Here is a 15279-nt window from a genome sequence, read left to right on the forward strand (position 1 = left end):
CTATTTCCCAACAGTAACTTGCCCATTCATCAACATCGGTAACAACCAATCACGAAGTTCTGCTAGTTTTTGGTTTTGTTTAGAGTTCACTATTATCTTATCATGAATTGGATCTGCAATTATTTTAAATGCCTTCACAACCTCTTTATTAGGAATACAAAGTTTTAAACTAAATAGATCATTTTTTGTGATTGATCCGAATGTAGTTCCTGAAGAATTTCTTCTATCAAAGATTTGTTTAAAATATTCCATTTGACTCCACAAAAAAGATATTGAACCTTCTTTTTCACTCAAAGCTGCCAAACCTCGACCAATACAACAACTCTCCATAGCTTGATTTAATGTTCCTACTGGAGCTCTAACAGATAATAGAATATCTCCTTTTTCTGCCATTCTTGAAGGTTCTGTTGTATATTTTCTAACTGTTGGAAACCTTGATCCAAAATCTGTAGAACCTTGATAAAAAACTGTTCCTATTCCTTCTTCATTATAGGAACTACCTGATGGAGATTGTCCCATTGTAATATCTGCAATATCTGATAAAACACCATCTTCCCAACCTTCAGGAATCTCACGTTTTAAGGTTTTATTGAACACCATTTTTCCGCCAGAAGCCTTGTATGGCTTTCCATTGACATCGGGGAACTCAAACTGAACAAACCAATAATCATACAACGTTTTTGCCATGGCTTCCAACTGCGCATTGATCTTGTTGTTGAGTTCTATTTTGGCATCTAAATCAGAAAGGACTTTTGCGATTTGCTTTTGTATTGAAAACTTTGGAAGCACTATTTCAAAATTTTTAATATCATTTGAATTAAGGTTTTTACGTACTCCAGAAGAAAGATTTCTTAAATTATCATATTGAGTTTTTAAATAATAATAAACATATTCATAGTAAGCTTTATTTTCATCAATTACTATATTACAACAAGCCTGATTTGTTGTCGTTTCATTCTTTAAAATAGAAACACTTCCTCTTGTTTTACCTTCTCCATACATAGCCACACTTAGTGTATTTCTTGGATTGAGTTTAATAGATGTATTCTCTAAAGCAAACTTTGTTATTTTTTCATTAGAATCGTATATATACTTTTTTCCTAATTGCTCTGTTTTAACCCAAGGAATATTTCCATTTAGCCAAAATTGATCATTTGACCTAAGTGGAGTTAAACCACTATTTATAATTTTTGAAATATCTTTAAGTGAAACTCTATTCATACCTCAACCCTTTCAAATTATCTTGAATCTCCTTTTCTAATTGTTTCGATTCCGCAAATAAATCGTGTAAATTGGTTTCAAAACCTTGCATTTTTTCTGTAAATTCTTTAGGCGTAATATCTACATATTCAATTTTTACTTCAAAGTATTGCCCTGCACTTAAGCTGTAGTTTTTGGCGGCAATGTCTTCATAAGAAACCACTACCGAGAAATCATCTTTGGCTTCTTTGCTTGCAAACACATCTATAATTTGTTGTTCTTCCGCTTCGGTCAATACTGTTTTTTGGTTTTTGCCTTCTTTTACTTTTTCGCCTAAGTTAGACGCATCTATCAACACTACATTTTCGGTATTGGTTTTGTCTAAGAACAAGATACTTACATTCGTGCCCGTCGTCGCAAATATATTGCTCGGCATGCTTACCACACCTGCCAACATTTTACTTTCTACCAGCTTTTGCCGAATCTTTTTATCAATACCACTTTGTGCGGTTATGAAACCTGTTGGTACTACAATAGCTGCTTTTCCTTTCGCACTAAGCGTATGCATAATGTGTTGTATAAATAGCAAGTATATTGCCATGGAATCTTTTTTGCTTTTAGGAATGTTAGGAATACCTGCAAAAAAGCGTTCTTTATTGGCTTTGCTGTCCAAATCGGCGCTGTAATCAGAAAAGTCTAACTTAAATGGCGGATTCGAAACGATAAAGTCAAACTGTTCCAACTGCCCGTCGTCTTGTTTGTGATACGGACTTAGGATGGTGTTTCCTTGTATAATGTTTTGTATGGAATGTACGAGGTTGTTCAGAATCAAATTTAAACGCAGTAAGGCAGACGACTTTTGCGAAATATCCTGTGAGTATATGGTACATTTATCTTCGCCAATGGCATGCGCCAAGTTCATTAACAACGTCCCCGAACCTGCACTTGGATCGTAACACGTAGCATTGCTTACTTCCGTACCACTTGGTACCAAACAAGCTGCCATAATTTTGGAAACTGCATGCGGTGTAAAGTATTCTGCATATTTACCGCCACTGTTGGTGTTGTAATCTTTTATTAAGTATTCAAATATGGTGGCAAAGAAGTCAAACTTCTGTGTAAAGATGTGCTCAAAACTAAAACCAACCAATTTGTTTACAATGGCTTTGCAAAACGCATCTTTGTTATCCGTAACATACTTGCTAAGATTTTCAAACAATACTACTTTTTCGCCACCTTGTGTCAACACCGAAAAGATATCGGTGTTATCCTTGGCAACGTTGAGCAAGGTTTGGTCAAAAATCTCCGAAAAGTTAGGTTCGTTTTGTTCTTGAAATAAGCGCGACAAGAAGTTTTTGGGCGCAATGTATGCTGTGTTTGCGCTTATTTGCATGGTTAGCATTTCCAAATCTTCTTCACTGTATTTATCTAAAGCTTTGTCAAAATCTTCTGCTTTGGCTAACGCAGGTTCTTTTTGTTTGAGTTCGTATACATACTTATCGTTTAAGAACTTATATAGAAAAACCTGTGTTATTATTTTAAATTCGTTTCCATCATTTCCCAAACCGTAGTTAGCACAGACACTTTTAAGATCGTCAATGAGTGCTTTGGTTTTGGTTTCAAATTGTATGGTTGCTGTCATTTTTAGGGATTAGGTGTTGGTTGTCAGTTCTCGGTTGTCAGTTATCGGTTTTCAGAAAAGACTTTTATATTTTACATTTTGACTTTATCATTTAGCATTCAATTACTTCGTTATTCGTTATTCGTTATTCATTGTTCGATATTCGATATTGATTAAACTTAAAACTTTTACATTTTACATTTTTAATTTGGTTGTTGGTTGTTGGTTTTTAGTTATCAAATAGAACTTTTACATTTTACATTTAGCATTTTACATTTTTAATTTCCTTGTCGGCTGTTGCATTTCGACGCAGCTCAGCAGAAGTAATTTGACACTTTTGTTGTATTAGAAGCAGACTGCCACGTCGCATACTCCTCGCAGTGACGGTATCGGAACTTGCTTTTTCATTAAACATTTAAAATTCATAATTCCTTAAGCTACGTTTCCGTTGTATTCATTCATATATTCGTTTACAATAATACGATTGATTCGTTTAACATCCGAAGTATTGATGTCTATTTTTTGTACGGTTTTAAACTGATTTATTACCAAACGCATCACCATGCGTTCTACATAGCTTTCGTTTTCCATGATTTTGGTATTCTGCCCAAGTTCTTTGTCAATAGCGTTTCGCAATCCGTTGAGTGCTTCAAACAGTTTGCGTTCGTTGTCCGTTAACGGATCTTTTTCTAGTAAGCGTTTGTGGATGCGTGCATATTTTTTATCGTGATCGTATTTGGCTTTTAGCAATTCGTTTTCACGCTCTAGTTTTTTAGCTTTGTCATAAATGGCATTCAACGCTTTGATGTTGGCTTCCATTTCTTCTTTAGTAACTTCGCTTAGGTTTTTCTTTTTAAATAAACGTTCCAATTCTTCTTTTAGCGTAACAAACTGAGGATCTTTTTGGTCAAAGTTGCCACCAAGCATTTCGCGGGTACGTTGCAGGGTATTCTTTAATAAATCTGCCAATACCAATTCTTCTTCTTTTACTTTGGTAAAGGCAAAAATTACATCTTCCAAGGCTATGTTTAGGATGTTTGCGTTGTCCATATTGTTTTCCAACGCAATTTTGGTATTAATCAGTCCTAATCGATCATTTGCTAAGCGTGATAGTATGGAAAGCTTTCTAAAATCGAGCTTGTCTAGCAATTCAAAATTACCTGACAGACGAATTAAGTTATACAATTCTTTCGCATTTCGTAACGCTTTGGCTAGTTGGTGTATTTCTGCACGTTCGGTAATTTCAGATATTTGATTACCAAAAACCGTAGCATTGTTCGTATCAAACTTGAAAAGAACGTCTTTAATTTCTTCTATTTCTTCTTCTATTTCTTTGGCAGATTTAAAAAGGTTGGAGTAATGCTCCATTTCGTCGCCCAACTCTGACTGCAACTCGTTAAAGTAGTCTTGGTTGGTTTTGTCAAATTCTTTTTGAATGTCTGCAAAGTCTACCACATATCCGTATCGATGTTCTTTGTAGGTTCGGTTTACACGCGTTAATGCTTGCAGTAAGTTATGCGATTTTATTTTACGTCCTATGTATAGTTTCTTTAAACGCTTTGCGTCAAACCCTGTGAGTAACATTTGGTATACAAATAGAAAATCTAGTTTGCCCGCTTTAAAGTCGGAAACCCAATTTCTTCGATCTTGTTTGCTTCCTATATCGTGTAATATTACTTGTGCGGTGATTACTTTACTTTCTTCTTTTTTGTTGTTGCCATAACTGAGAGGTTCTTCTGCGGCGGCTGACAACAATGTATCTGAGTTTACAGCGTATTTATTTTGAAATATCTCATACATCATTTTGGCTTGTTCGGAAGAATCGCAAACCACCATACCGCCAATACTGTTATCATCGTTAGAAATTCGGGCTTGCTCCATATCTTTTACAATATAATCAAGCATTGGTTCTACAAACTTATGATGCGCATACACGGTGTTTTTTTCTGTTTTCCCTAGTAACACTTTGATATTCTCTAAAGCTTCTTGCAATACAAGCTTATACCCTGTTTCTATTTCTTCACGAATGAGTCGCAATGTATACCCATCTTTTATGGAAAGGTTGTAATAGTATTTGTGAATGTAATTCCCAAACAAGCTTCTAGAGTTGTATTCTGATCCTAATAATGGTGTTCCAGTCAATCCTATTTTTACAGAATGTTTGTCTGCTAATTCCAAGTTGGCGAGAAAACTTCCTTTAGGGTTGTAACTACGATGTACTTCATCTAAGAAGAAGATACGTTGTATGTTTAAATTATAATCATTGTTTTTAATAACATTGGGATCGTCTCTAAACTTCTGAATGTTAACGACTGTAATTTCTGCTTTCCCTACATTATTATGAATCGCTTTGGTAGATTTTATGTCTTTGCTAAACGCTTCTCTACTGTCTATTTTATACACAATAAGTCCACGTGCAGTAAACTCTTTGGCTGCTTGTGTGAGTAAGTCTAACCGATCTACAATAAAGTAAAACTTAGGGATGATACTTTTCTTTTGATAGTAATCCGTTAAGTGTTTTACATTAAAGTACGCTAATGCCGTTTTTCCAGAGCCTTGTGTATGCCATATAATTCCTTTTTTAATTCCATTTTCTAGTTTATTCTCTATGGCTTTGGTAGCAAACAATTGCGGATAGCGCATGATGTGTTTTTCCAAACCGTTTTCTTCCTCAACATAAGCAAAGGCATATTGTAATATGAATTGCAAACGTGTTCGTTGAAACAAAGAGGTAGCAATGGAATTGGTAGGCGTGTTGGGGTTTTTATTAGATTGAAATTCTTTTGATTGCTGAATGCTTAAGAGGTTGTTATCTTTAAGCACAAAGGTTTCTTCTTCGGCTGTAATTGGTTTTAGAATCGTTTGCAAATCAAACGTTTCTTCTTCTCTAAAGTAATTGAATATAGGTTTCTTATAGTTTGTAGTGCTGTAAAATGCACCTTCTAACATTAGTATATCGTCATCACTATACTTCATGTTGTTAGAAAACACCATTAATTGCGTAAGGTTGATAAACTTGCGGAATTTCTTGTTTTGAAAACGGCGTTGCATGCGTTTGTGTTCCGCTGATATTCCATCGCGATTGTTTGGCTTTTTTACTTCTATAAACACTAATGGTATTCCGTTGATTAGTAGAATAATATCGGGTCTAAAACTATCATCATCTTTTTTATACGGAAGCTCCGTAACTACATGAAAAGAATTGGTGTTAAAGTTTTCAAAATCTATAAGTTTCACTCCTGACTGATCTATTAACTTATTATAAAAAGCACGTCCTAAGTCTTCATTTTCCAGCGACAACGATACTTCATCATAAATTCTGTTGACATCAGCATCAGCAATCCCTGGATTGATCTGTTTTATTTGCGCTTTAAATATGGAGGTAAATATATTGGTGCGTTCATCCCATACATTAGTTTTCAAAGAAAGGTATTGATAACCCAATTGAATTAAATGTAATATGGAAGGTATTTTTACTCTGGAATCTTCGTTAAATATCATAGTATTGGTAGCAAGTTCTACATGTAATCCTTTCAGCTTTTGTGCAGCATTAAAATCTACATTTCATAAAACAAATTCTTACATTCTCAAATATAAAAAACAATTGTTGGTTTTCACAACAAAGTCCTATAAAAAGCTTCGTATACAATACTACATTTTATTAACGAAGTAGGATTACGGTAAACCGTACGCTTCTATAGTTATGCTAGACATTATGAGTTATATGATTTTTCGGGTAGCTTCATGCAAATTTCCGTTCTGTTTCCATGCTCTGTATACTTACCTAGAAGAGTATGTAAAAAAGCTAATGTTTTCAGCTACTCAGCAGCTCCTGTTTTTTACTCTTGAGTAGAATTATTTTTACTCAAGAGCGGAGAATCTGTGCTCTTGAGTAGAATGTTTTTTGCTCAAGTACTTATTTTGGTTGATTGTTGATTGTTGATTGTTGATTGTTGATTGTTGATTGTTGAAATTAAAAAAAACACCATCGTATTCATATTATACGATGGTGCTTTTTTAACTCAATACTGATTTCTCAGTACTCAGTACTATTTGGACAGTTTATCTAATATATTACCTGGCATTGTTGGTGCGGCATCCGCTTTGAGTAATCCAGAATCTGCTCTACTAAATATAGACTGCATAACGAGGTGTCGCTCTGTATCGTCAATACCTTGTTCTTTTTTTAATGCTAGGTATACATACGCCAATTGTTCCCGCTCTTCGGCATCACGTACCAAGTGATACGCACTAAACATAAGTTTTGCAAACGTACGAATGGCAAATGCTAAGAAAGATACAAATGTAATAAACACCACAGACCAACGAATGGCACTACCATTTGCGGCAAAGAGTTCTTTGAGTGTTCCGTCTGAAATAAAATGTAATACAAACCCAAGCATCACCACCGCAATTACCGTAACAGCAATGAGGAAATACATCCATCGGTTGCCTTCTTTTCGGAGTTTTAATGCGCGCTCTCGCCAATAGGTTGCTGGTGCTTCTAGTTTTAGTTTTTCAGTGTAGAGTTCTTCTTTTTCTTTGATGTTTTGTTTGCTTTCTTCGTCAAAGGTTTGGAAGGATTGTTTTGTTTGGGTGAGCCAGTCGGTGTAATTTAAATCATTTTTTGAATGCCAATCAGTGTACAGTTTTTCCTTTTCGTTAATGAGGCTTTCTATATGTTCTGTTTTTTCTTGAAGCATTTTGGTATTTTCTTGAACGTGTTTATTTAGAGTATCTTGCGCTTCAATAATGTACTTATTAAATTCATCACGAAGTGCTTCTAAGCTTTTCTTTTCAAGTTCGCTTCTTCGTACGCGCTCATTGTCTTGTAAACGGAATTCATACGCTTGTTGCATTCCTATGAAATCATAAGATGTTAGTAATCCTTCATTACTATAATCAGTTGATATTTCAATACCATCACCTGCAAGAAATATAGCTGCAGCACTAACGCTTTTTGGATAAGTATTGTGTAAGGATTTCAAGAATTCTGTTTCTGGAATCTTACTAGTAAATACATATCTTGACTTATATTTATCAAACTTTAATAACTTTATAGAATTTGTGATATACTTTTTATCTTTATGATAGCGATCTTCCTCAAAATTATTTTCTATGTATTTCTCTAAATTCTCTAAAATATGTTTAAAAAAAGCTTTTGAAGTCTCTAAATATTCAGGTACAACTTCCTCTTTTGCCCAATCTGTGTGTTGGTTCTTCAAAAAGCGATAAATGTCAACAAACCCTGTTAACGTTTGTTCTACATTAATATAAGAGTAGCTGATTACAACTTTCAAATTATTGAGTCCTTCTTGCTTTTTAGCTGGTAGTGCTTTGATTCTATCTTTAAGTTCGCTTAGTGTCATTTAGTGAGTGCATTATAAATTACATCGTATGTGTAGGATAAAAGTACGCAATGTTACAAACACTATTGCTTTGCTTACTATAATTTTGGTAAAAACCTTTCAACTACTATATACTAGTCAATAAAAAAACACCATTACAAAACTAATTGCAATGATGCTTTCTCAATACTCAATACTAACTACTCAATACTGATTTCTAACTACTAATCTTACTATACTCCAATGTTTTAAGCATATTCTTGAGTTCCTTCCCAGGACGGTACCGCACTTTAGCACTTTTTATATTGTTTGCATTTACTTCTTCGGGCGTATCGGAACCTTCACTACTTACCGAAATGGAAAATATTCCTAGTTTGCCCAAGCTTACACTACGCCCTTCTTTGAGTTCACCTTGAATGGTGTTGACTAAACCAATGATAACGGCATAGATATCATTTTGACGTACTGTGGAACCGTCTCCCACTAATTCTGCGAGTCTGTCTATATCTACAGTTCCGCTATTGATTGCAATGGCATAGCTTTTTGGTGCTGCTGCCAAGTCACGTGGATTTTTACGTTGAATTACTTTAAAGTTTACTGACATATTCTTTTCTTTTTTTAATTAATATGAGTAGAAAAGTAAAAAAACATATTGGCTTATGCACTATGAATTTTGTAAGCGTAGCGTTTTGTTTATAAGCGTTGCTATTTAACATTTTTTTAAAGGAGTTTTACTTACTTTCTTATGAAATAGCTCGTAATGAAGCGTTATATACAAGGGAGCATGCTCCCTTGCAAAAGTCACAAAAAAACCGTTTCACATTGCTGCAAAACGGTTTTTAAATATATTATAATCTGAAATTAGTCTCTCATGAAGATGCTTAAAATGTACCAAAAAAGTAACATTAAAGAAGCAAACAATCCTAAAGAAGCCGCTACATACTGATCTTCTTCATAATTGTGTACCATATTTGACGTTTGGTATAAAATAGAACCTGCCGCCAAAATAACCATTCCGACACTAAACCATAAGCCTAAGTTGAATCCGAATAATACTCCTGCTAATATAAGTCCCAAAGCAATAAAGAAACCAACCGTTAGGATAGAACGTAAGAATGAAAAATCTTTCTTAGTCAACAATACAATAGCAGATAATCCTGTGAATAACGCCAGCGTCATAATTCCTGCTTGTGTTAATAATCCTGAACTGTCTCCCGATTGTGATTCAGAAATCGACATTGCTATTCCGATTAATGGAATAAAAATGAAAGCTTCTGCTACGACATACAGTAATAATCCTAAGTAATGTTTGTTTTTATCTTTCGTTTTCATTGCCATACGCTCTGCATAATTGGTCGCAAACATAAATCCGCCTAGCATTACAAGCCAAAGCCAACCTTCAGTTAATGAGAATGCAAAGTTTACCACTGCGGGAATTTGAAAGAATATCCACTCTACCACTACAAAAAGCAATACTGCCATTGCTAAGTGTGTATATGTTTTTTTGTAAAAAGCCACTTTTGCATCTTCTTTCAAAGCGCTTACAGGCATTAGTTGTTTTAATTCGTTCATATGTTTCATTTTTTTAATAATATCAAATTTACTACATAGTTTTCTATCGTGCAATATGTATAGTATTAATGGGTGTTAATTATTTGTGAATATTTCGGGCTTCGAGAACCTCAGCCCTCGGTACGTTATTACAATCTCGATTACGTCATTGCGACCGAAGTGAAGCAATCTGCCTCTCGTTTTCCAACACACAGACTGCCACGTCGCATACTTCTCGCAGTGACGAAAGCAAACGTCATTGCGAACGGAGTGAAGCAATCTGCCTCTTGAAATCCACAACTAACAGACTGCCACGTCGCTCACTCCTCGCAGTGACGTATTAAAATAATTTCGTGTAACCTTGAAGTCTAACACATCTAAAAGGTCTAACAATCCAAGCAAGTCCAAAATCCCAACAATCTCCGTATCTTTACACCACAAAAAAAAGAACTATGCTTACTTGGAAAGATATCATCCGCTATGCCACACATGGCAACAATAAACCAGACACACGCGTTGAGAAAACTGAAGCTGAATGGATTGCACAATTAACACCTGAGCAATACCGCATTACACGCCAAAAAGGTACAGAACGCGCATTTTCTGGAGAACATTGCAGTCGCTATGATCCTGGTGTGTATGAATGCACATGTTGTAATACACCTTTGTTTGATTCGAATTTGAAGTTTGATTCTAGCAGCGGTTGGCCAAGTTTTACAGAGCCTGTAACAGCTAATGTGATTGATTATATTAAAGATAGTACACACGGCATGATTCGCGTAGAAGTGACTTGCAGTACTTGCGACGCACATTTAGGACACGTATTTCCTGATGGTCCAGAACCAAGTGGATTGCGTTTTTGTATCAATTCGGAATCGTTGGTGTTGGGGGAATGAGTTTTTGAGTTATGGCTGTTAGGTGTTAGGTGTTAGGTGTTAGGTGTTAGGTGAAATTATATGTATTATGAACAATTAAAATAGCATTCAACGTCACTTCGAGTGAATTTTTATTTATCGAGCGAAGCTAGCATATATAAAAATTAGTATCGAGAAGCGATTCCAAAGCTGTTCTCGATACAATTTTTCCGTTTCACTTCAAAATCACTCGAACTGACGAAATAGTAACTAACAACCAAAGCCAAACGAATTATAGTTTAAAAGTTTATAGGTTTATGAGTTTATCCATTTTGTGAGCAATTCACATACCAAAATACCAAGAGCAAAGCGATCCACACTTCGACTCCGCTCAGTGTCCGCAACCGAACTAATCCAAGAGCAAAGCGAATTATAGTTTATAGGTTTATGAGTTTATCTAATGTGTGAATAATTCAAATATCAGCATTTAGACTTACTCAGTATCAGCAACCAAACTAATCTAACAGCGACAGCGAGTCTAAGAGATTCCCGCCTGCGCGGGAACAAGTCTAAGAGCAATCCAGCTAACCTTGAATCTTTGAATGCTTAAATCTTTGAATTGAGCAAAGCGAAAAGTCACGCCATTTCAAACGCCTTTTGATAAATAGCTTCATAAATTGGTACAATCTTATTGATATCAAATGCTAAGGCTTGTTCTTTAGCACCTTTTTTGAATTTTTGAAGTTCAGCATCATCTTTTAGTATTTTAAGTGCATTGCGCGACATGTCTTTTACATCACCAACTGTACTTAAATATCCTGAAACTCCATGAACATTTACTTCTGGAATTCCTCCTGTATTGCTTGATATCACCGGAACGGAAGAAATCATCGCTTCCAAAGCTGCCAATCCGAAACTTTCCGTTTCTGACGGTAATAAGAACAAATCAGAGAAACACAGTATTTTATCAATCTCATTACTATTTCCTAAAAAGATCACTTTATTCAAAATACCGAGTTCTTCACATAACAATTCCGCTGGTTCGCGCTCTGGTCCTTCGCCAACCATCATGAGTTTTGCGGGAATTTCTTTTTGAATTTCATTAAAAATACGAACTACATCACCAATACGCTTTACAGGTCTGAAGTTACTAATATGCGTGATTATTTTTTCATCATCCGTTGCCATCAAACTACGTTGACAATCTGTGAACTCATTATCAATATGTTTGCTAACATCTATAAAATTGGGAATGACGTCTATTTCTTTTTTTATATCGAACAAACGCAATGTATCTCGCTTTAAGCTTTCTGAAACCGACGTTACAACATCCGATTTGTTAATACTAAACGTAACTGCCGATTTGTAAAACGGATGACTTCCTACCAACGTAATGTCTGTTCCGTGCAACGTTGTCACCATCGGAATAGAAATTCCTTCTTCTGCCAACATCTTTTTTGCCATATAACCTGCATATGCATGCGGAATAGCGTAATGTACATGTAACAAATCTATTTTATGAAGTTTGACCATATCTACCAATTTGCTCGACAATGCCAATTCATATGGTTGGTAATGGAATAATGGATATTCGGGTACGTTTACTTCGTGAAAGTGAATGTTTTCGCCTAATAATGCCAAGCGAACTGGCTGTTTGTACGTAATGAAATGTATTTCGTGTCCTCTATTGGCTAAGGCAATTCCTAGTTCGGTAGCAACAACGCCACTACCGCCAAATGTTGGGTAACATACTATGGCTATTTTCATTGGTTTATTTTACTTTTCAATAGCTTCATAAATGAGCTTTTGAATTTTGGTTCGTATATCAGTTTTAATTAGTTTTCTATTCGACATGGTCGGATAGGTTCTGTTGGATAGGAATACATACACAATTTCTTCATCAGGATCTGCCCACGTATACGTGCCTGTAAATCCAGAATGTCCAAAACTTGTCATGGAAACACAACCGCACGTTGGTCCAGCATCGCCCAATTGTGGTTTGTCAAATCCTACGCCGCGTCTGTTGTCATCTTGACAGTAATAACAGGTATTGAATTTGGCAATCGTTGCCGCATCAAAGTACTTTTTATCTCCGTATGTTCCGCCTTGCATATACATTTGCATCATTTTAGCAACATCATTGGCATTACTAAACAAGCCTGCGTGTCCTCCTATTCCACCTTGCATTGCTGCGCCCATATCGTGAACATATCCTTGCAAGGTTTGATTTCGGTAGTAGTCGTCTTCTTCCGAAGGAACTATCATATTTTTTGAAAATTTTTCTAACGGATTGTACGTCATGCTGTGCGCGCCCAATGATTGGTAAAAGAAACGCTGCGTTAATATGTTGAGGTCTCCATTATATTGGGTTTCTACGTACTCTTTTAAAATGTAAAAAGGCAAATCGCTGTATTTGTAGCGTTTTCTTTTAAGCAAGTCACTATCTATAATCCGCTGCATCATGGAATCTTTATATTCCACATTCATGTAGAGTTTGTCAGCGACTTTGATGTTGAATGTTTTCGATTTTTTAGTGCTATACCATTTGCTATCGGGTTTCTTAGTAACACTATCCAACGTGTTGATGTAGAACGGAATCCAAGGTTTTAATTGCGCGTAATGCGACATTATTTCTACAATTGTCAACTTCTCTTTGTTCGATCCTTTAAATGTTGGCAACAGATCGCCAAGCTTTGAAGTCAATGCAAGTTTTTTGTTTTCTTCTAAATGCATGACTAAAGGCAACGTTGCCAATATTTTTGTCATGGAAGCGATATCATAAATATCTCTGTCGGTAACTTTTCGCTTTTTCTCATACGTATGATAACCGAAGTTTTTATGATAGATAATTTTCCCTTTTCGGGCGATGAGCAATTGCACACCTGGCGCCATTTTTTCAGAAACAACTAATGCTGCCAAAGAATCTATTCGGTGTAGTTTGATACTGTTTACACCTACCGATTCTGGCAAATCGTATCCTAAACGTGGCAACGTTGTCGTTTCTATTCCTGTGAATATTGGAAATTCATCTTTGATAGCAACTGGCAATTTTCCTTGTGCTTTTAATGCTCCAAAGATGATTTGTGCCGAGATTTCTTGTGAAACGTCACTGTTTTGATACGATACTAGAATGTTATCTATGTTGGTAAAGCTTTTTATTTTTAATAGACTATACGGACTTGCAAAGACATCCAAGATTACCGTATTGGTACGCGCAATTTCTTGCAACCACACAATTTCTCTGTTTGTAAATTTGTAGCTTTCCGTTGGAGTTGCGTCCGATTTGTGAAAACCAATGATTACAATTGTATACGGTTTTAGTTTTTCAACGACATCGGCTAAGTTTTTTTCTTTGATGATTTTGACAGCAGCATATTTCCGTAAGGTATTTACAAAAGTGGTTCCGTCAGCATCGCCCATAGCAACATATGCAATTTTTTGTAAGTCTAAGCTTTTAATTGGCAACAAATTGTCTGATACTTTTACAGCCGTAATAGCATGTTTTACCGCTTTTCGGTGCAAAAGATCGTCTTTTATACTGTGTACAGCTTCAGGAATAGAATCTATCTGTATCGCTTCAAACGTTTTGAGACCGTGCTTGTGCTTTGCTCTCAGTATGTTTTTTACAGAAAATGCCAAGCGCTCTTCTTTGATAGTTCCTAGCATCATAGCTTGTTCAAATTTTTCAATGATAGCAGGTACATTTTCTGGCAACAGTAACACATCATTTCCAGCTAAAAAAGCCGCTAATTCTACTTCGCCAACTTCTTTGTCTTTAGTTAGATTTTTCTCATTTAGCGCATCCGAAAAGATGAGTCCGTTGAAACCCATTTCGTTTCTGAGCTTTTTTGTTACAATGTTGAACGATAACGAAGCTGGTAAATTCTCAATAGGTTCTAAACTTGGCACGTATGAATTTCCTACCATGATTCCGCCAATATTGTCGCTAATGAGGCGTTTGTAAGGTGCAATTTGTATGCTATCAAGGTATGTTTCTGAGAGTACAGAAGTTGGAAATTCATTGCTAGTATTTCGATTTTTATTTCCTAAGCTTGGAAAATATTTTGCCACAGCAATCGTTCCTGTACGTTGCAATCCTTTGGCGAATGCCGCCGCTTTGTTTGAAACCGAATTTATGTCTTCTCCGTAAGAACGATTTCCAATAATCATGTTGTCTGGTTCTATTTGTACAGCAGTTATTGGTGCAAAATTAACGTGTACGCCGATTCGTTTACTGTGTTCGCCAATGCGTTGTCCAATTTGTTCAATAATGGTATCGTTTTCAATCGCGCCAAGCATCATATTGTACGGAAAACGATGTGCTGAGTTAAGTTGTTTTCCCAAATCCCATTCGGCATCCATAGAAATTAGCAATGGAATTTTAGAGAGTTTTTGAAACTGATTTGTCAATTCTGCTTGTCGTGTTGGATTTCCTTGAAAAAACGTAATTCCGCCCACATGATATTTCATAATATGTTGTTTCACGCGGTTTTCATGCGCCAATCCTTTGTTAGAATACGCCGCAATCGTTAGCAATTGTCCAATGCGTTCTTTTGGCGTCATGTTGTTGTAGACGCTATCTATCCACTGATCTTGAGCGGTGTAGTTTTGTGTGTAAAAAGGATGCGGTTGTTGTGCGCTTATTATAAAAAGGGAAACGATCACAAGGAGTACGATACTATATTTCTTCATAGGGAAAATTCTC

Annotated in this window: 9 protein-coding genes; 1 reads left to right on the top strand and 8 read right to left on the bottom strand. The window is 35.8% G+C overall.

The features are described 5' to 3' along the window. The 6 genes from IMCC3317_RS03290 to IMCC3317_RS03315 all read right to left on the bottom strand — a co-directional run bounded on the left by IMCC3317_RS03290 (position 1) and on the right by IMCC3317_RS03315 (position 9741). Positions 1 to 1221 (bottom strand): restriction endonuclease subunit S, encoded by a 1221-nt coding sequence (locus tag IMCC3317_RS03290; protein ID WP_160128082.1) that lies wholly within the window; start codon positions 1219 to 1221, stop codon positions 1 to 3. Continuing rightward, complete coding sequence (locus tag IMCC3317_RS03295) at positions 1214 to 2842, bottom strand: HsdM family class I SAM-dependent methyltransferase (RefSeq protein ID WP_160128083.1); 1629 nt, start codon at positions 2840 to 2842, stop codon at positions 1214 to 1216. The genes IMCC3317_RS03290 and IMCC3317_RS03295 overlap by 8 nt, the downstream gene beginning before the upstream one ends. Before the next feature lie 411 nt (positions 2843 to 3253). After that, positions 3254 to 6322 carry a type I restriction endonuclease subunit R gene (locus IMCC3317_RS03300; protein ID WP_160128084.1) on the bottom strand — a complete coding sequence of 1023 codons (3069 nt, stop codon included), beginning with the start codon at positions 6320 to 6322 and terminating at the stop codon, positions 3254 to 3256. 548 nt (positions 6323 to 6870) lie between these two features. Beyond that, complete coding sequence (locus IMCC3317_RS03305) at positions 6871 to 8190, bottom strand: DUF6161 domain-containing protein (protein ID WP_160128085.1); 1320 nt, start codon at positions 8188 to 8190, stop codon at positions 6871 to 6873. Between the two features lie 196 nt (positions 8191 to 8386). Then, positions 8387 to 8773, bottom strand: coding sequence for an HU family DNA-binding protein (locus IMCC3317_RS03310; RefSeq protein ID WP_160128086.1), 387 nt, complete (start codon positions 8771 to 8773; stop codon positions 8387 to 8389). A 257-nt stretch (positions 8774 to 9030) separates the two neighbouring features. Next, positions 9031 to 9741, bottom strand: coding sequence for a Bax inhibitor-1/YccA family protein (locus IMCC3317_RS03315; RefSeq protein ID WP_160128087.1), 711 nt, complete (start codon positions 9739 to 9741; stop codon positions 9031 to 9033). 431 nt (positions 9742 to 10172) lie between these two features. On the opposite strand from IMCC3317_RS03315, the gene msrB reads away from it, so the two are divergent. Beyond that, on the top strand, positions 10173 to 10616 hold the full coding sequence (msrB, locus tag IMCC3317_RS03320; RefSeq protein ID WP_160128088.1) for a peptide-methionine (R)-S-oxide reductase MsrB: 444 nt from the start codon (positions 10173 to 10175) through the stop codon (positions 10614 to 10616). A 594-nt stretch (positions 10617 to 11210) separates the two neighbouring features. Here msrB and bshA read toward each other — a convergent pair. After that, the gene (gene bshA, locus IMCC3317_RS03325) at positions 11211 to 12341 is read right to left on the bottom strand and encodes an N-acetyl-alpha-D-glucosaminyl L-malate synthase BshA (protein ID WP_160128089.1); all 1131 of its coding nucleotides are present in this window, start codon (positions 12339 to 12341) and stop codon (positions 11211 to 11213) included. A 9-nt stretch (positions 12342 to 12350) separates the two neighbouring features. Continuing rightward, complete coding sequence (locus tag IMCC3317_RS03330) at positions 12351 to 15266, bottom strand: glycoside hydrolase family 3 N-terminal domain-containing protein (protein WP_160128090.1); 2916 nt, start codon at positions 15264 to 15266, stop codon at positions 12351 to 12353. Positions 15267 to 15279 lie beyond the last annotated feature (13 nt).

This window comes from Kordia antarctica (genome assembly GCF_009901525.1).
GTDB classification, from domain to species: Bacteria; Bacteroidota; Bacteroidia; order Flavobacteriales; family Flavobacteriaceae; genus Kordia; species Kordia antarctica.